Source organism: Xanthomonas sp. LF06-19 (genome assembly GCF_034105425.1).
GTDB lineage: Bacteria > Pseudomonadota > Gammaproteobacteria > Xanthomonadales > Xanthomonadaceae > Xanthomonas_A > Xanthomonas_A sontii.
This window is the reverse complement of record NZ_JAXGGH010000005.1, coordinates 193,490-210,235: the sequence shown is the minus strand read 5'-3', so window position 1 is coordinate 210,235 and position 16,746 is coordinate 193,490. Positions and strand designations below refer to the sequence as shown.

15 protein-coding genes are annotated in these 16,746 nt (G+C 69.3%); 10 read left to right on the top strand and 5 right to left on the bottom strand.

Translation table 11 applies throughout. The features are described 5' to 3' along the window. Nucleotides 1-31 precede the first annotated feature (31 nt). On the bottom strand, nt 32-850 hold the full coding sequence (locus SLW55_RS11990; RefSeq protein WP_017913264.1) for an AraC family transcriptional regulator: 819 nt from the start codon (nt 848-850) through the stop codon (nt 32-34). A 188-nt stretch (nt 851-1,038) separates the two neighbouring features. Between SLW55_RS11990 and SLW55_RS11985 the strand changes: the two genes are divergently transcribed. The 3 genes from SLW55_RS11985 to SLW55_RS11975 all read left to right on the top strand — a co-directional run bounded on the left by SLW55_RS11985 (nt 1,039) and on the right by SLW55_RS11975 (nt 5,396). Further along, nucleotides 1,039-2,442, top strand: a complete 1,404-nt coding sequence (locus SLW55_RS11985; RefSeq protein ID WP_320745188.1) for an MFS transporter — start codon at nt 1,039-1,041, stop codon at nt 2,440-2,442. 29 nt (nt 2,443-2,471) lie between these two features. Further along, the gene (locus SLW55_RS11980; protein WP_320745187.1) at nt 2,472-4,457 is read left to right on the top strand and encodes a beta-L-arabinofuranosidase domain-containing protein; all 1,986 of its coding nucleotides are present in this window, start codon (nt 2,472-2,474) and stop codon (nt 4,455-4,457) included. A 216-nt stretch (nt 4,458-4,673) separates the two neighbouring features. Beyond that, entirely contained in the window at nt 4,674-5,396 is a 723-nt protein-coding gene (locus tag SLW55_RS11975) for a 4'-phosphopantetheinyl transferase superfamily protein (protein ID WP_320745186.1), read from the top strand. Between the two features lie 133 nt (nt 5,397-5,529). Here SLW55_RS11975 and SLW55_RS11970 read toward each other — a convergent pair whose 3' ends face one another. Both SLW55_RS11970 and gpmA read right to left on the bottom strand, forming a co-directional pair. After that, entirely contained in the window at nt 5,530-5,778 is a 249-nt protein-coding gene (locus SLW55_RS11970) for an SHOCT domain-containing protein (protein WP_017909382.1), read from the bottom strand. 36 nt (nt 5,779-5,814) lie between these two features. Beyond that, on the bottom strand, nt 5,815-6,564 hold the full coding sequence (gene gpmA, locus SLW55_RS11965; RefSeq protein WP_010342084.1) for a 2,3-diphosphoglycerate-dependent phosphoglycerate mutase: 750 nt from the start codon (nt 6,562-6,564) through the stop codon (nt 5,815-5,817). 238 nt (nt 6,565-6,802) lie between these two features. Here gpmA and nfi point away from each other — a divergent pair, with 238 nt between their 5' ends. The 3 genes from nfi to SLW55_RS11950 all read left to right on the top strand — a co-directional run bounded on the left by nfi (nt 6,803) and on the right by SLW55_RS11950 (nt 9,528). Further along, nucleotides 6,803-7,510, top strand: a complete 708-nt coding sequence (gene nfi / locus SLW55_RS11960) for a deoxyribonuclease V (protein ID WP_017909380.1) — start codon at nt 6,803-6,805, stop codon at nt 7,508-7,510. A gap of 332 nt (nt 7,511-7,842) precedes the next feature. Continuing rightward, entirely contained in the window at nt 7,843-8,712 is an 870-nt protein-coding gene (locus tag SLW55_RS11955; protein ID WP_267099564.1) for a pirin family protein, read from the top strand. Between the two features lie 348 nt (nt 8,713-9,060). Beyond that, nucleotides 9,061-9,528 carry a hypothetical protein gene (locus SLW55_RS11950; protein ID WP_017917461.1) on the top strand — a complete coding sequence of 156 codons (468 nt, stop codon included), beginning with the start codon at nt 9,061-9,063 and terminating at the stop codon, nt 9,526-9,528. A 141-nt stretch (nt 9,529-9,669) separates the two neighbouring features. Here the strand turns inward: SLW55_RS11950 and SLW55_RS11945 are convergent, their stop codons facing one another. Further along, on the bottom strand, nt 9,670-10,530 hold the full coding sequence (locus SLW55_RS11945; protein ID WP_043095685.1) for a pirin family protein: 861 nt from the start codon (nt 10,528-10,530) through the stop codon (nt 9,670-9,672). Nucleotides 10,531-11,052: 522 nt separating this feature from the next. Here SLW55_RS11945 and SLW55_RS11940 point away from each other — a divergent pair. Next, nucleotides 11,053-13,134, top strand: a complete 2,082-nt coding sequence (locus SLW55_RS11940) for a carbon starvation CstA family protein (protein ID WP_153751909.1) — start codon at nt 11,053-11,055, stop codon at nt 13,132-13,134. Then, on the top strand, nt 13,134-13,358 hold the full coding sequence (locus SLW55_RS11935; RefSeq protein ID WP_017909376.1) for a CstA-like transporter-associated (seleno)protein: 225 nt from the start codon (nt 13,134-13,136) through the stop codon (nt 13,356-13,358). The genes SLW55_RS11940 and SLW55_RS11935 overlap by 1 nt, the downstream gene beginning before the upstream one ends. A gap of 261 nt (nt 13,359-13,619) precedes the next feature. Here the strand turns inward: SLW55_RS11935 and SLW55_RS11930 are convergent, their stop codons facing one another. Continuing rightward, the gene (locus tag SLW55_RS11930) at nt 13,620-14,306 is read right to left on the bottom strand and encodes an HAD-IA family hydrolase (protein WP_320745185.1); all 687 of its coding nucleotides are present in this window, start codon (nt 14,304-14,306) and stop codon (nt 13,620-13,622) included. A 351-nt stretch (nt 14,307-14,657) separates the two neighbouring features. Between SLW55_RS11930 and SLW55_RS11925 the strand changes: the two genes are divergently transcribed. Further along, nucleotides 14,658-15,425 carry an ankyrin repeat domain-containing protein gene (locus SLW55_RS11925; RefSeq protein ID WP_193314269.1) on the top strand — a complete coding sequence of 256 codons (768 nt, stop codon included), beginning with the start codon at nt 14,658-14,660 and terminating at the stop codon, nt 15,423-15,425. 34 nt (nt 15,426-15,459) lie between these two features. Next, complete coding sequence (locus SLW55_RS11920) at nt 15,460-16,668, top strand: XVIPCD domain-containing protein (RefSeq protein ID WP_017909373.1); 1,209 nt, start codon at nt 15,460-15,462, stop codon at nt 16,666-16,668. Nucleotides 16,669-16,746: the final 78 nt, after the last annotated feature.

Here is a 16,746-nt window from a genome sequence, read left to right as displayed (position 1 = left end):
GCGGCGACGCACATGCGCCCGCAAGCCCCACTCAACCCGAATTGATGTGCTCCTTGCAGTACAGCCGCCGATACGCACTGGGGGTCATGCCCAGGCGCTGGCGGAACACGCGGCGGAAGTAGCCGCTGTCGCTGAAGCCGGCGCGCTGCGCCACGTCGTCCACCGCGCAGGTGTTCACCAGCAGCAGCTTCTCGGCGAAGGCGATGCGCTGGCGGTGGATCGCCTCGGTCAGCGTGGTGCCGAAGCTGCGCCGGTAGATGCGGCCCAGATAATCCGGATTGCAGTGCAGTTGCGCGGCCAGCGACGAGGCGGTGAGCGCGGTGTGGAACTGGGTGCCGATCAGTTGCTTGGCACGGTACGCCAGCGCCACCCCGGCGCGTTCGGAATCGTGCGGATCCGGCCAGGCGCCGGCCACGCATTGCAGCATCGACAGCACGATCGGTTCCAGCATCGGCAGCGTGCGCCGTTCCTCCTGCTCGGCCAGGAACCAGCGGAACAGGCCGACGAAGCGATCCGGATCGCGGATCGCAGTGCGCTGCGGCATCGACAGCGCCACCGCGTTGTCCGCCTGCGCCGCGCCCGGTTCCAGTTCGAAATGCACCCAATAGAACCGCAGGTCGTCCGGGAACTGGCCCAGGCCGGCGTGCGCGCGGCCGGGCCACAGCAACAGCGTCTCGCCGGGGCCGACGTGGAAGTCGTTGTCCTGTTCGCGAATCGAGAGGATGCCGCGCTCGACGAAGATCAGCTCGTAGGACTGGATCACCCGCGCCGGATGCGCACCCACGCCGCGGGAAATGAACAGTCCTCCGTTCTGGACCCGGATCGGATAGGCGACGGCGAATTCGAGCATGTCGGAAACGTCTCCCCTTGCCTGCGCGACGCTGCACTGCAGCATTCGAATGAACGATGCCGCGCAAGGACGCCGCGGCCGCCGTGGTCGGAATCGTACCGGTTTTATACCGCACAGACTCTTGTCGCGGGTGCGCCGCCATGCCACTTTGCGCTGGCGCCGGACCGGGCGCGCCAGGAGCCGTTACGTTGACCGCGACCGCCATCGGCCACGCCACCGCAGACGCCGCACCGGCCGCGACCACGCCGCGTCTGTCGCGTCTGGAGAAGTTCGGCTACGGCCTCGGCGATGCCGGCGGCACGGTGGTCACCTGCCTGATCGCCAACTTCCTCACCTTCTTCTACACCGACGTGTTCGGCCTGACCCCGGCGCTGGTCGGCACCCTGTTCACCGTGCTGCGCGTGGCCGACGCGGTGTCCGATCCGGTGATGGGCCTGATCGCAGATCGCACCCGCAGCCGCTGGGGCCGGTTCCGCGCCTGGCAACTGTGGGTCGCCGTGCCGATCGGCATCGCCTGCGTGCTGACCTTCAGCGCGCCGCAGCTGAGCGCCGGCGCCAAGATCGCCTACGCCTTCGCCAGCTACTTCCTGCTGTCGCTGTGCTACACCGCGATCAACGTGCCCTACTGCGCGCTGATCAACAGCATGACCGGCGACCACCGCGACGTGGTCTCGGCGCAATCCTGGCGCTTCGTGCTGTGCGGCATCGCCGGCTTCCTGGTGTCGGTCGGGCTGCCGTGGCTGGTGCGGGAACTGGGCAACGGCGACGCCGCGCGCGGCTACCAGCTCGGCGTGGGCGTGATGGCGGTGCTGGCGGTGGCGATGTTCCTGTGCTGCTTCTTCGCCGTGCGCGAACGCGTGCCGGTCAGCCTGCTCGGCGGCGCCGGCATCGGCGCACATCTGCGTGGCCTGCTGCAGAACGACCAGTTGCGGCTGGTGCTGCTGATGTCGTTCCTGCTGATCAACGTCTACAACATCCGCGGCGGCGCCTATCTGTACTTCATCACCTACGTGCTCGGCGGCAGCAGCGGCTACGCCTCGCTGTTCTTCGCGATGGTGGCGCTGGCCACGGTACTCGGCGCGATCGTGGTCAACGCGCTGTGCCGCCGCTTCGATCCGCTGGCGCTGTACCTGCACACCAACCTGGTGCTGGCCGTGTTCGGCGTGGCGCAGTGGTGGCTGCCGACCGGACCGGCGCAGCAGACGCTGTGGCTGGGGGTGATCTTCGTGCACTGCCTGGTGCTGGGCTTCGCGCTGCCGCTGCACTTCTCGCTGATGGCCTTCGCCGACGACTACGGCGCCTGGAAGAACCGGGTGCGTTCCTCGGGCATCAACTTCGCCTTCAACCTGTTCTGCATCAAGCTGGCCTGGGCCTCGAGCGCGGTGGTGATCAGCGCGCTGTTCGTCTACGCCGGCTACCGCGCCGGCGCCGCGCGGCAGAGTCCCGCCTCGCTGCAGGCCATCACCCTGCTGGAAACCCTGGTCCCCGCCGGCCTGCACCTGCTGCTGGCCGCGGTGATCCTGCGCTGCCGGCTGCGCCGGCCGCTGCTGGCGAATATCGCCGCCGATCTGGCCGCACGCCCGGTGCACTGACCTTCCCCACTCTCCAGGATCTCCGCTCCATGCCGCATTCGCCCGTGCCGTCCCCGGAACTGCCGCTCGCCCACCTGCGTATCGCCGATCCGTTCTGGCAGCGCTACCAGCGCCTGGTGCAGGAGGTGGTGCTGCCCTACCAGTGGGACGCGCTCAACGACAACGTCGCCGATGCCGAACCCAGCCATGCCATCGAGAACTTCCGCATCGCCGCCGGCCGCAGCGACGGCGCGTTCTACGGCATGGTGTTCCAGGACAGCGACGTGGCCAAATGGCTGGAAGCGGTGGCCTACCTGCTCGCACAGCATCCCGATCCGGCGCTGGAGCGCGATGCCGACGCCACCATCGAGCTGATCGGGGCTGCGCAGCAGGCCGACGGCTACCTCAACACCTACTTCACGGTGAAGGCGCCGCAGGAACGCTGGACCAACCTGGCCGAGTGCCACGAGCTGTACTGCGCCGGGCACATGATCGAGGCCGGCGTGGCCTACTTCCAGGCCACCGGCAAACGCACCCTGCTCGACATCGTGTGCCGGCTCGCCGACCACATCGACGCCACCTTCGGCCCCGGCCCCACGCAGTTGCACGGCTACCCCGGGCATCCGGAGATCGAACTGGCACTGATGCGCCTGTACGAGGCCACGGGCGAGGCGCGCTACCTGGCACTGGCGCGCTACTTCGTCGAACAACGCGGCACCGCGCCGCACTACTACGACGAGGAGTACGCCAAGCGCGGCCAGACTTTCTTCTGGGGCGGGCACGGCCCGGCCTGGATGATCCAGGACAAGGCCTACAGCCAGGCGCATCTGCCGGTGGCGCTGCAGGACACCGCGGTCGGCCATGCGGTGCGCTTCGTGTACCTGTACGCCGGCGTGGCGCACCTGGCCCGGCACAGCGGCGACGCCACCCTGCGCGCGGCCTGCGAGCGCCTGTGGGACAACGCCACCCAGCGACAGATGTACCTGACCGGCGCGATCGGTGCGCAGAGCTACGGCGAAGCCTTCAGCGTCGACTACGACCTGCCCAACGACACCGCCTACAACGAGAGCTGCGCCTCGATCGGGCTGATGATGTTCGCCAACCGCATGCTGCAGCTGGCGCCGGATGGCCGCTACGCCGACGTGATGGAGCGGGCGCTGTACAACACCGTGCTGGGGGGCATGGCCCTGGACGGGCGCCACTTCTTCTACGTCAACCCGCTGGAAGTGCACCCGCCCACGGTGCACGGCAACCACACCTTCGATCATGTGAAGCCCGTGCGCCAGCGCTGGTTCGGCTGCGCCTGCTGCCCGCCCAACATCGCCCGCGTGCTGACCTCGCTCGGCCACTACCTCTACACTCGCCGCGACGACACGCTGTACGTGAACCTCTACGTCGGCAGCGATGCGCGGCTCGAGGTCGGCGGGCAAACCCTGACCCTGCGCCAGCGCGGCGAATATCCGTGGCAGGACACGATCGCCTTCGAGGTGGAGTGCAGCGCCCCGGTGGAGGCGGCGCTGGCGCTGCGCCTGCCGGACTGGTGCCAGGCGCCGCAGTTGCGGCTCAACGGCGAGCCGGTGGCGATCGACGCGCACCGCCAGCACGGCTACTGCGTGCTGCACCGGCGCTGGCAGTCCGGCGACACCTTGCAGCTGCGCCTGCCGATGCCGCCGATGCGGGTCAGCGGGCACCCGCGCGTGCGCCACCTGGCCGGCAAAGTCGCGGTGCAACGCGGGCCGCTGGTGTACTGCCTGGAGCAGGCCGACAACGGCGCCGACCTGCATCAGCTGCGCCTGCCGGCCAACGCCACGCTGCAGGCCGTACCCGGCACCGGCGCGCTCGCCGGCCAGGTGCTGCTGCAAGCCACCGGCGAACGCCTGCATGGCGACGTCGACGCCGCGGCCGCACCGCTGTACCGCTACGATGCGCCGCCGCCGACGCGGCAGCCGCAGCCCCTGACCTTCGTGCCCTACTTCGCCTGGGCCAATCGCGGCGAGGGCGAAATGCGGGTGTGGGTGGACGCCAGCGACGGCTGAAGGCAACGCTGCGGAACGTCTGCTGTAAGAGCGGCTTCAGCCGCGACCGGCGTTACCGGGAACGCCGGTCGCGGCTGATCCCGCAGAAGGGGACAAGCGCCGTTCCTGCCGGACAAGCTGCATTCGGATGAATCCTTGCGGAAACAGGTCACCACAGCGATGCCTGCCTGCGCCCCACACGCGCCGCACGGCCAGCGCACGCTCTAAGCTAGGGCCATGAATGCCCTGGCCCTCGCCGCCCCGCCGTTCGCCCGCCTCGCTCTCGGCGCGCATCGCATCGCCGTGCCGGACGCCTGGCTGCTGCCGTTCGAGGTCGATGCCTTCGACAGCGACGATTTCCAGCGCCACCGCGTGCAGCAGCCGCCGTCGATCGCGCGCAGCGTGCGCAAGCGCCAGGCCGAGTACCTGGCCGGACGGCGCGCGGCGCTCGCCGCGCTGCGGGCGGCCGGCAGCACGGCCACCGACCTTCCGATCGGCCCCGACCGCGCGCCGCTCTGGCCAGAGGGTTTCCTCGGCAGCCTCTCGCATACCGACGGCGTGGCGGTCGCCATCGCCATGCCGACGTCCGCCGGAGCCAACGGCATCGGCCTGGATATCGAACGTGTGGTGGCGGCGGACCAGCTCGAGGCGATCCGCAGCATGGCCCTGAACGCCAGCGACTGTGACGCATTGGCTGCGCTCGCCCGCGTCTGCGGCTGGCCGTATGCGCTGACCCTGGGCTTCTCGGCGAAAGAGAGTTTCTACAAGGCCACCGCGGCGACCGTCGGCCGCTTCTTCGATTTCGACGCCTTGCGCATCGAAGGCTGCGACCCGGCCAGCGGCAGCGTGGAGACGCGGATCGCCACGCCGCTGGCGCCGGCCTTGCCGGCCGGACAAGCGCACCGTCTGCGCTGGGTGGACGTGCAGCCCGGGCTGCTGCTCACCAGTTGCGTCTGGTAAGGGCAGTCCGGGGTTACGCCGTTGCCGCGCAGCTGCGGCAACGCGCGCTGCATGCAACACGCGGCGCGGCGTCGACACCGCACTTTCGCTTGGCAGGCCGCAAGAACGCGGCGCCTGCCGAGGCGTCACACACTCACAACGCGGCCAGGATCTGCTCGCGCCGGCGCGTGTACTCCGCCGCATCGATCAATCCCTGCGCCTTCAGTTGCTCCAGCGCGCGCAGGCGCTGCTCGACCGAGTCGACGGGAGGCAACGGCGGCGCCGCCGCGGCCGGCCGGCGCCGCTGGGCGCGGATCGCCAGCCACACCACCATGCCGACCAGCAGCGGCAAGGCGAGCAAGACCAGCAGGATGAGCCAATGCCAGATACTGAATCCACCCATCGCGTTCTCCTGCCGGCCGCGTGCCGATCCTGGTGCTTACTTCGCCTTGCCCTGATTGGCCACCGCTTCGGCGGCCTTCTTGGCCGCTTCCGGGTCGCCCAGGTAGCGGTAGGACTGCACCTGCAGGCTGTCGTCCAGTTCGAACAGCAGCGGGATGCCGGTGGGAATGTTGAGTTCGAGAATTTCTTCGCGCGAGACGTCGTTCAAGTACTTGTACAGCGCGCGCAGCGAGTTGCCATGGGCGGTGACCAGCACGGTCTGCCCGGCCTTGAGCTGCGGCGCGATGGCGTCGTGCCAGTACGGCAGCACGCGCTCGAGCGTGGTCGCCAGCGATTCGGTGGCCGGCAGCGCGTTGCGGTCCAGGGTGGCATAGCGGCGGTCGTGCAGCGGATGGCCCGGATCCTCGGCGTCCATCGGCGGCGGCGGGATGTCGTAGGAGCGGCGCCAGATCTTGACCTGGTCCTCGCCGTGCTTGGCCGCGGTCTCGGCCTTGTCCAGGCCCTGCAGGCCGCCATAGTGGCGTTCGTTGAGACGCCAGCTCTTGTGCACCGGCAGCCAGTCCTGGTCGAGTTCCTTCAGCGCGCCCTGCAAAGTGTGGATGGCGCGCTTGAGCACCGAGGTATGGGCGACGTCGAACTGCAGCCCCTCCTCGCGCATCAGCCGGCCGGCGGCCACGGCTTCCTGGCGGCCCTGCTCGGTCAGGTCGACGTCGACCCAGCCGGTGAAGCGGTTATCCAGGTTCCACTGGCTCTGGCCATGGCGCAACAGTACGAGTTTGCGGGTCACTGCGACGGTCTCCGTTGGGGGATGCGTGGGTCGTGCGGCCCTGGATTGTAGCTCTTGGCTGGGAATGGGGAATCGGGAATGGGGAATCGTTGAAGCGGTTCCCGCGCGGCTCTGACCAGCAGGCGGCGCTTGGCTGTCCGGCTTGCTGGAGAACAAAGCCGTTGCGATTCCCCATTCCCCATTCCCGATTCCCAGCCCCTGCACACCCCAGCCAAGAAGGCGGCGCGATCATCGGCGCATGGACACTTCTTCGCACTCCGTATTCGGCGACTGGGACGGCAGCATCGTGCAGGCGCGCGCGCTGCAGGCGACGCTGGCGCGCCAGGTCAGCCTGCAGGACGAGGTGCCCGACCCGCCGCGCTGGCTGGCCGGCTTCGACGTCGGCTTCGAGGACGACGGCCAGGTCACCCGCGCCGCCGCGGTACTGCTCGACGCGCAGACCCTGCAGCCGCACCAGGCCGAGATCGCCCGCGTGCCCACCTCGATGGCCTACGTGCCCGGCCTGCTCAGCTTCCGCGAACTGCCGGCCTTGCTGGCTGCGCTGGGTCTGCTGCGGCAGCGCCCGGACCTGGTGTTCGTCGACGGCCAGGGCATCGCCCATCCGCGCCGGCTCGGCATCGCCGCGCACTTCGGCGTGGTCACCGGGCTGCCCAGCATCGGCGTGGCCAAGACCTTGCTGGCCGGCCGCTTCGAGGAGCCCGGCGCGCAGGCCGGCGACCACAGCCCCATCGTGCATCGCGGCGAGGTGGTGGGCTGGGCGCTGCGCAGCAAGCTGCGCTGCAATCCGCTGATCGTCTCGCCCGGCCATCGTGTGGCGGTGGACAGCGCGCTGCAGTGGACCCAGCGCTATCTGCGCGGCTACCGCCTGCCGGAACCGACCCGGCTGGCCGATCGGCTGGCATCGCGCCGCGGCGAGGTGGCGATCGCCCAGCCGGGCTTGCTGTAGCCTCGGCATCCGCTGGCGCGACTGCGAAGGCAGAATCGCCGCATCCGCACTGTCGTGTCGCGTCCGAAGCGGACGCGTTGGATTGAAACCACATGGCGTTGTCCCCACCGGCGTCGTCGATCGGTCGCCCCCGCCCGGGGGCGTGGATCCACGCAGTCGCCTGTCGCCTGCGTCGTGTCGCGATGCGCACCTGCGAACGCGCATCACCTGCGCAAGAGAGGCGCACACCAGGCGCCGCGGCACGCGGAACATTGCGTCTTGCGCCGCCGGCGTCCGTGCCACGCGTTCGCATGCGAAGCTTGCGCTCCGTTCCTGCCACCACGAGCGCCGGCATGCCCACCCTGATCGCCCCCCGCGTCCACGATATCGGCGGCTTCGAAGTGCGCCGCGCCGTCCCCAGCGTGCAGGCGCGCAGCGTCGGCCCCTTCGTCTTCATCGACCACATGGGCCCGGCGGTGTTCGAGCCGGGCCACGGCGTGGACGTGCGCCCGCATCCGCACATCGGCCTGGCCACGGTCACCTTCCTGTGGTCCGGCGAGATCGGCCACCGCGATTCGCTCGGCTCCGACCAGGTGATCCGCGCCGGCGACGTCAACTGGATGACCGCCGGCCGCGGCATCTCCCACTCCGAACGCACACCGACCACGCTGCGTGAGCATGCACATCCGCTGCACGGCATGCAGACCTGGGTGGCGCTGCCGAAATCGGCGGAAGAAACCGCACCGGCGTTCTACCACCATGCCGCGGCCAGCCTGCCGCAGCAGCGCCGCGACGGCGCGTGGCTGCGGGTGATCGCCGGCCGCGCCTACGGCGAGGAATCGCCGGTCAAGGTGTTCGCCGACACCCTCAACGTGGCCCTGGACCTGGAGGCGGACGCCGAAATCGACCTGGACGCGCGGCACGTCGAGCGCTCGCTGTACATCCTGGAAGGCGAGGCGCAACTGGACGGCGTGGACATTCCGGCGCGGCACCTGGTCCTGCCCGAGCCCGGCGCGCGCGGGCGGTTGCGCGCAAAAACCCCGCTGAAGGCCATGCTGATGGGCGGGGAACCGCTGGATGGCCCGCGCCACCTCTGGTGGAACTTCGTCTCCAGTTCGGTGGAACGCATCGAGCAGGCCAAGCAGGATTGGCGCGAGGGCCGCTTCGGGACGATTCCCGGCGACGACCAGGAATTCATCCCGTTGCCCGAACCCGGCCGCTGAGCCGGCGGCAGGCCTGCATCGGGCCACCGCCCCCCCACACGCGAAGCGCCACCGCCCTCGTCCCGCCGCGATCCGCGCCCGCAACCGCCTGATCGGCGCAGCCGGGCGGGTGCCGGCATGCCGTACCACGCGTACGGATGTTCCGGAATCCGCATCCCAATTGTCAGCGCGGCCATGCTGGGCTATGGTGCAGACGCGGCCGCGCACGCGTGACCGCACACGGGACACGCACTGCGTCGGGGGATGCACTGCCGGGATCCCGCACAGGATGGGCGCTCCCGCAGACGACGCCACAGGCGTGCGTATGGATCGAACGCGTCGCATCGCGGCGTATGGGGAACATCGCGAATGAAGACACTCTTGCGCAAGGCGCTGCTGACCGCTGCGGCGGCGTTGCCCGCCGCTGCCGCCACCGCGCAGCAGGCACAGAACTGCCCACCGCTGCCGCCGCAGAGCAAACTGCAATGGAGCGAACGCAGCGACAAGGGCTTCATCGTCTGCCGCGCCAGCGACGCCGACGGACGTCAGGTGCTGGGCATGATGCTCACCGCGCGCGACCCGAACATTCCGCTGCAGCGCACGCTGCGCGAGGAAAAGGGCGCCATCGCCGGCGAGCAGGTGTACTGGTACCGGCCGGACCTCGGCGGTGCCGACCTGCCGGGCCTGGCCTCGCGCCGGATCGCGGTCGCGGAGCTGAAAAAGGGCCAGTTCGCCCAGGTGTGGATCGACGCCGCCGACACCCAGGAACTGCAGACCCTGCAGTCGCTGGTGCAGGGGCTGGACATGCGCCAGTCGAGCCTGGCGCTGGAGCGCTGAGGCGGCGCACTGCGCCATGCACTGCGGTCTCTCGTAGCAGCGGCTTCAGCCGCGACGGCGTTATTGGGAATGCCTGTCGCGGCTGAAGCCACTCCTACGAGGAAACAAACCCTCGCACCACATGCGGCGCGAAACGCGCCCTCAGAAGCGCCCTTCCTGGAAATCCACGAAGGCCTGCATCAGTTCCTGGCGCGTGTTCATCACGAACGGCCCATGCCGCGCGACCGGCTCGCGCAACGGCCGTCCGGCAACCAGGATCAGCCGCGCGCCCTGCGTGCCGGCCTGCACCTGCAGCAGGTCGCCGCCGCCGAGCACCGCCAGCGTCTGCGCCGGCAGCACGCGCGCCGCCTCGCCCTCGCCCAGTGCCGCCTCGCCCTCGAACATGTAGGCGAAGGCGTTGTGTCCGGACGGCAGCTCGAACGCCCAGCGCGTGCCGGCGTCCAGCGCGATGTCCAGATACAGCGGGTCGGTGGCCGGCTGCGCGATCGGGCCGTGCACCTCGCCGACCTGGCCGGCGATCACCTTGACCGTCACCCCCGGCGCCGGCTGCGCCACCGGGATGCGCTCGGGCGCGAATTCCTGGTAGCGCGGCGCGGTCATCTTGTCGCGCGCCGGCAGGTTCACCCACAGCTGGAAGCCGCGCATGCGCCCGTGCTCCTGCTCCGGCATCTCCGAATGCACCAGGCCGCGGCCGGCGGTCATCCACTGCACGCTGCCCGGGGTCAGCAGGCCCTCGTTGCCATGGTTGTCCTTGTGCCGCATGCGCCCGTCGAGCATGTAGGTGACGGTCTCGAAGCCACGGTGCGGATGGCTCGGGAAGCCCCCGATGTAGTCCTCGGCCCGGTCGGTGCCGAACTCGTCGAGCAGCAGGAACGGATCCAGTTCGGGCAGCGCACCGCCGCCGATGACGCGGGTCAGCTTGACCCCATCGCCGTCGGCGGTGGCGTGGCCGCGAATGGCACGCAGGATGCGCGCGGGGGCGACGGTAGTGGAAGCGGTCATGGCGGACGATCTCCTGATGAGCTCCCTACTGTGGGTGCCGCCGCCACCGCGGCCAACCGCGACCGGCGCAACCCATCGTTCCATCGTCTGCGGCGACTGGTTCCCTTCCCCCCCCGGGAGAAGGTGCCCCGAAGGGGCGGATGAGGGTACCGGCGCAGCCTCGTGCGCAGGCTGGCTTCGCGAGGGCTTCGCCCCGTACCCTCACCCCAACCCCTCTCCCGGGGGGAGAGGGGCTCGCGCCTCTCCCTTCTCCCACCGGGAGAAGGTGCCCCGTAGGGGCGGATGAGGGTACGGGCGCAGCCTCGTGCGCAGGCTGGCTTCGCGAGGGCTTCGCACCCGTACCCTCATCCCAACCCCTCTCCCGGGGGGAGAGGGGCTCGCGCGCTGCGCCGTCCGTCCCCGCCACACCGTTCGTCACAAGGACTGTCTACGACCAAAGTACTAGCCCCTCGGCCCTCCCCGCCATTGACCCCCCAGGCCATCGGGGCGACCCTTGCGGCAATCTCCGGGGGAGCGTTCTGCATGAAAGGGTTTTCCAAGCTGGCCTGGGCCGCACTCGCCATCCTGGCGGCGTTCTGCCTCGGCACCATCGCGCTGCGCCGCGGCGAACACATCAATGCGCTGTGGATCGTGGTGGCCGCGGTGTCGATCTACCTGATCGCCTACCGCTTCTACAGCCTGTTCATCGCCGACAAGGTGATGCAGCTCGATCCCACCCGGGCCACGCCGGCGGTGCTCAACAACGACGGCCTGGACTACGTGCCGACCAACAAGCACGTGCTGTTCGGCCACCACTTCGCCGCCATCGCCGGCGCCGGACCGCTGGTCGGGCCGGTGCTGGCCGCGCAGATGGGCTACCTGCCCGGCCTGCTGTGGCTGGTGGTCGGCGTGGTGGTGGCCGGCGCGGTGCAGGACTTCATGGTGCTGTTCCTCTCCAGCCGCCGCAACGGCCGCTCGCTCGGCGACCTGGTACGCGAGGAAATGGGTCAGGTGCCCGGCACCATCGCCCTGTTCGGCGCCTTCCTGATCATGATCATCATCCTGGCGGTGCTGGCGATGGTGGTGGTCAAGGCGCTGGCGGAAAGCCCCTGGGGCATGTTCACGGTGATCGCGACCATGCCCATCGCGATCCTGATGGGCGTGTACATGCGCTACATCCGCCCCGGCAAGATCGGCGAGATCTCGGTGGTCGGGCTGATCCTGCTGCTGGCGGCGATCTGGTTCGGCGGCAAGGTCGCCGCCGATCCCACCTGGGGCCCGGCCTTCACCTTCACCGGAACGCAGATCACTTGGATGCTGATCGGCTACGGCTTCGTCGCCTCGGTGCTGCCGGTGTGGCTGCTGCTGGCACCGCGCGACTACCTGTCCACCTTCCTCAAGATCGGCACCATCATCGCCCTGGCGATCGGCATCCTGGTGGTGATGCCGGAGCTGAAGATGCCGGCGCTCACGCAGTTCGCCGCCAGCGGCGACGGCCCGGTGTGGAAGGGCGGCCTGTTCCCGTTCCTGTTCATCACCATCGCCTGCGGCGCGGTCTCCGGCTTCCACGCGCTGATCTCCTCGGGCACCACGCCCAAGCTGCTCGCCAACGAGTCGCACATGCGCTACATCGGCTACGGCGGCATGCTGATGGAATCGTTCGTGGCAGTGATGGCGCTGGTGGCGGCCTCGATCATCGACCCGGGCGTGTACTTCGCGATGAACAGCCCGGCGGCGGTGATCGGCGCCGACGTCGCCGCCGCCGCGCACCACATCAGCACCACTTGGGGCTTCGCCATCACCCCGGAGCAACTGACCGCCACCGCGGCGGCGATCGGCGAACCCACCATCCTGCATCGCGCCGGCGGCGCGCCGACGCTGGCGGTGGGCATCGCGCAGATCCTGCACCAGGCCATTCCCAACAGCAGCGATGCGATGATGGCCTTCTGGTACCACTTCGCGATCCTGTTCGAGGCGCTGTTCATCCTCACCGCGGTGGACGCCGGAACCCGCGCCGGCCGCTTCATGCTGCAGGACCTGCTCGGCAACTTCATCCCGGCGTTGAAGAAGACCGAGTCGTGGACCGCCAACATCATCGGCACCGCCGGCTGCGTGGCGCTGTGGGGCTACCTGCTGTACACCGGCGTGGTCGATCCGTTCGGCGGCATCCAGACGCTGTGGCCGCTGTTCGGCATCTCCAACCAGATGCTGGCCGGCATCGCGCTGATGCTGGGCACGGTGGTGCTGTTCAAGATGAAGCGCGACCGCTACGCCTGGGTGACCGCAGTGCCGGCGGTATGGCTGCTGATCTGCACCACCTACGCCGGCCTGATCAAGATCTTCGACCGCAACCCGTCGCAGGGTTTCATGGCGCAGGCGCACAAGTTCCAGGACGCCATCGCCAGCGGCACCATCACCGCACCGGCCAAGTCGGTGGCGCAGATGCAGCAGATCGTCACCAATGCCTACGTCAACACCGGGCTGACCGTGCTGTTCCTGTGCGTGGTGTTCGCGGTGCTGATCTATGCGGTGAAGACCATTCTTGCCGCGCGCCGCAACCCGCAGCGCAGCGACCGCGAGACCGCGTACGTGGCCCTGCAGCCGCACCAGATGGCGGACCTGTAATGGCCGGCGCCCTGGTTCCGGTCGGGCAGTACCAGGCGCACCGCCGGCTATGGCGGCGCCTGGTGCAGACCGCGCGGCTGTGCTGCGGCATTCCCGACTACGACAACTACGTGCGGCACATGCTGGAAAAGCATCCGGACCGCGAGCCGATGGACTACAAGACCTTCTTCCGCGAGCGCCAGGAGGCGCGGTACGGCGGCAAGAGCGGGTTTCGCTGTTGTTGAAAGGCGGGGATTGGGGAGTCGGGATTGGGGATTGGTGGTGGGCGCCTGAAGGCATTCGGCGAACGCGGCGGTGATCGTGATGAAAGTGCGGCGATGCTTGCAATGAGCATCGCCGCTTGGCTGTTGTAGGAACGGCTTCAGCCGCGACGCATTACCGACAAGGCATCGCGGCTAAAGCCGCTTTTACGGAGAAGCACGCGGATGCCATGCACTCGCGGCGCCGCTCCCATTCCCGAATCCCGATTCCCCAATCCCAGCTCTTCATGCCGCCGCGGCGCGCACCAGTTCCGCATAGGTCTGCGGCAGTTCGCGCATGTGTTCCATCACCGCGGCCACGCCGAGCTGGCGCAGGGTCGCGGCGTGCCCGGCGGGAATGTGCGCGGCGCCGGTAAAGCCGATCACGGTCATGCCCGCGGCCAGCGCGGCGCTGGCACCGGTGGCGCTGTCCTCGATCACCAGGCAGCGTTCCGGCGCCACCTCCAGCGTGCGCGCCGCCAGCAGATACACGTCCGGCGCGGGCTTGGGCCGCGCCACCATGTCGGCGCTGAAGATGCGTTCGCCGACACGCTCATGCAGGCCGGCGCGCGCCACCGAGGCGACCACGCTCTCGCGCATGCTGTTGGAGGCGACCGCCAGCGGCAGCGGCAACGCCAGCAAGGCCTCGCGCACGCCGTCGATCGGCTGCACCTCGGCGGCAATCAGCGCCTCCGAGCGTGTGCGGATCTCCTCGCACAGACCCGGCGGCAGCGCCAGCGCGTACTGCCGTTGCACGCGCTGCACGATTTCCTGTGCGGTGAGGCCGAAGCTGCCCGCGAGAAAGCGTTCCAGTTCGGCCCGCGGCACATAGGCGCCCAGCGCGTCGAGCATCACCCGGTCGGCCAGCACTTCGCTGTCGACGAGCACGCCGTCGCAATCGCTGATCAACAGGTCGAAGGGGGTCGCCGTCATCGCGCGCTCCTTTGGGAAAACGTCCATTATGCCGCTGCGCACATGTCCCTCGCCTGTGCGGCGCCTGCAGTCGCGGCAGCGCGGCCGATCCCATGCGCACGCGCTGCATGCGCCTGCGGCGCTGCCTGTCCGCCCTGCCCGCTCGCGGCAGCAATTGCATCTCGGCGATATCCCCGGCCGCCAAGCGTTTGTTTCCGGTTAAACGATGGACCGCCTGGCGGGACGCCACCAGAGATTCGCAGACCGCGTCACAAAACTGGCACAACACCACTGCGATCCGCTGCTAGCATCGGCAACGGCGCCAGGACGTGCGCCGTCATCCCAGGACCGCGAACAGGAAAGGAGCCTTGCATGCGTACGCCCGTCCCCGCCCTGATCGCACTCGCGACCTCGCTGTTCTTCTCGGTCAGTTGCGCCGCACAGTCCGGCGCCAAGGAGCATTCCGCCATGTCAGCCTCGCTGCAGGATCATTCGGTCGCGTTCCGCGACCCCGCACTCGCCGACATCGCCGCCGCCATCGCGCGCGGCGACGTCGCCCGCATCGCCGCCCTGGCGCCCAGCACGGACCTGTCCGCGCACGGCGACCAGAACGTCACCCTGCTCGAATGGGCCATCTGGAACGAACAGCCGCGCGCGCTGGCGGCGCTGCTCGACGCCGGTGCCGACCCGTCGCTGCCGGGCATGGATCAGGAAACCGTAGTGCACATGGCCGCCATGGCCAAGGATCCGCAATACCTGGAGATCCTGCTGCAGCACGGCGCCCCGGTCGACCCGGTGAGCGCGCGTGCGAACTGGACGCCGCTGTTCCGCGCCGTGCAGAGCAAGCGCGACGCGCAGATCGAACTTCTGCTCAAGGCCGGCGCCGACCCGAAGCGGGTCGACGCCACAGGCAACTCGTTGCTGCACCTGGCCGCGCAGAGCAGCGCCGGCAACCCGTGGGTGCCCAAGCTGCTGCAGGCCGGGGTCGATCCGAGCCTGCGCAACGCCCAGGGCAAGACCTTCCAGGCGTACTTCTTCAACACGCCCGAGCGGCTGCTCAACGCCAACGCGCAGCAGGTCCGCAACGACGTGCGCGCCTGGCTGAGCGCCCACGCAATCCCGTTGGAAGCGAGCCGCTGACGCGGTCGGTCGCCACATTCGCACGGAGCCGCGCATGAACCAGAACGAGCTTTCCCCGTCCGATCCGTCCACCTCCTTCTCCGACGCCGTCCGCGGCCAGCAGCCACAGGCCGTGGACCGGCAACTGCCGCCACTGTTGCAGGACCTCTACCACACCGCGGCCGAACGCCGCGCCGGCGGCGCCGAGACCTTCGCCGCGCTGCCCGATGGCTGGTCGCGCATGGACGACGCCGCGCTGCAGCGCGCCGGCATCGATCCCAGCCTGCAGCACGACGCCAAGAGCGGCTTCGATGCCGCGTTCTACCGCAACCCGCAGGGCAACGTGGTGCTGGGCTTCTGCGGCACCGACGAACTGAAGGACTGGAAACACAACCTTGGCCAGGGCCTGGGCTTTTCCGACGCGCAGTACGCCTCGGCGATCCAGCTCGGCAGCCAGGCCAAGCAGGCCTTCGGCGACAACCTGCTGATCTCCGGGCACTCGCTGGGCGGCGGCCTGGCCGCGGCCTCGTCGATGGTCAACGACGTGCCGGCGGTGACCTTCAACGCCGCCGGGGTCAACAACAAGACGCTCGAGCGCGAAGGGCTGGATGCCGACGCGGCCAAGGCCTATGCCGCCGACGGGCTGATCCGCGGCTATCACGTCAAGAACGAACTGCTGACCTACCTGCAGGAAGACAACCTGCTGACCCGCGGCCTGATGCCCGACGCCGCCGGCCACCAAATCCAGCTGCCGGAACCGGACCCGCTGTCGTTCGGCCAGCGCCTGATCCCCGGGATGATGCTCAAGCATCGCCTGGACCTGCACGGCATCGATTCGGTGATGAAGGCCGAGGACCTGGCGCAGAACCAGAGCCAGGGTCAGGTCCAGAGCCAGGGGCAATCCGGTTCGCTGTCGACCGGCAGCCGCCTGTTCAACGACGCGGTGGTGCAGTTGGACGGCCAGCGCGACCGGCTCGGCCTGCACGACGACGCAGCCTTCCTCAACACCGCCGCCAGCGTCGCCGCGCGCGCCGGCCAGGACGGCCTGCAGCGCATCGACCAAGTGCTGCCCAGCCGCGATGGCGACCGACTGTTCGCGGTCCAGGGGCAACCGGAGAACCCGGCGCACCTGCGCAGCCAGGTCCAGACCGCGGCTGCGGCCCACGAGCCGTCGCAGGCCAACGTCGGCCAGTTGCAGCAACAGAACCTGCAGGCGCCGCCGCAGCAGCAGGAAGAACGGCAGCGCAGCGTGGCGATGCAGTAGTCGCCGCCTGCGACTGCATCACGGCAGGCGTCCACGCCGACGCCTGCCGTGGCGTCCACCACCCAGACCAGCAGTTTC

Coding starts and splice junctions, on each gene's coding strand:
- SLW55_RS11990 (WP_017913264.1), bottom strand. CDS start 850: ATGCTCGAATTCGCCGTCGCCTATCCGATCCGGGTCCAGAACGGAGGA.
- SLW55_RS11980 (WP_320745187.1), top strand. CDS start 2,472: ATGCCGCATTCGCCCGTGCCGTCCCCGGAACTGCCGCTCGCCCACCTG.
- SLW55_RS11975 (WP_320745186.1), top strand. CDS start 4,674: ATGAATGCCCTGGCCCTCGCCGCCCCGCCGTTCGCCCGCCTCGCTCTC.
- SLW55_RS11970 (WP_017909382.1), bottom strand. CDS start 5,778: ATGGGTGGATTCAGTATCTGGCATTGGCTCATCCTGCTGGTCTTGCTC.
- nfi (WP_017909380.1), top strand. CDS start 6,803: ATGGACACTTCTTCGCACTCCGTATTCGGCGACTGGGACGGCAGCATC.
- SLW55_RS11955 (WP_267099564.1), top strand. CDS start 7,843: ATGCCCACCCTGATCGCCCCCCGCGTCCACGATATCGGCGGCTTCGAA.
- SLW55_RS11950 (WP_017917461.1), top strand. CDS start 9,061: ATGAAGACACTCTTGCGCAAGGCGCTGCTGACCGCTGCGGCGGCGTTG.
- SLW55_RS11945 (WP_043095685.1), bottom strand. CDS start 10,530: ATGACCGCTTCCACTACCGTCGCCCCCGCGCGCATCCTGCGTGCCATT.
- SLW55_RS11940 (WP_153751909.1), top strand. CDS start 11,053: ATGAAAGGGTTTTCCAAGCTGGCCTGGGCCGCACTCGCCATCCTGGCG.
- SLW55_RS11935 (WP_017909376.1), top strand. CDS start 13,134: ATGGCCGGCGCCCTGGTTCCGGTCGGGCAGTACCAGGCGCACCGCCGG.
- SLW55_RS11930 (WP_320745185.1), bottom strand. CDS start 14,306: ATGACGGCGACCCCCTTCGACCTGTTGATCAGCGATTGCGACGGCGTG.
- SLW55_RS11925 (WP_193314269.1), top strand. CDS start 14,658: ATGCGTACGCCCGTCCCCGCCCTGATCGCACTCGCGACCTCGCTGTTC.
- SLW55_RS11920 (WP_017909373.1), top strand. CDS start 15,460: ATGAACCAGAACGAGCTTTCCCCGTCCGATCCGTCCACCTCCTTCTCC.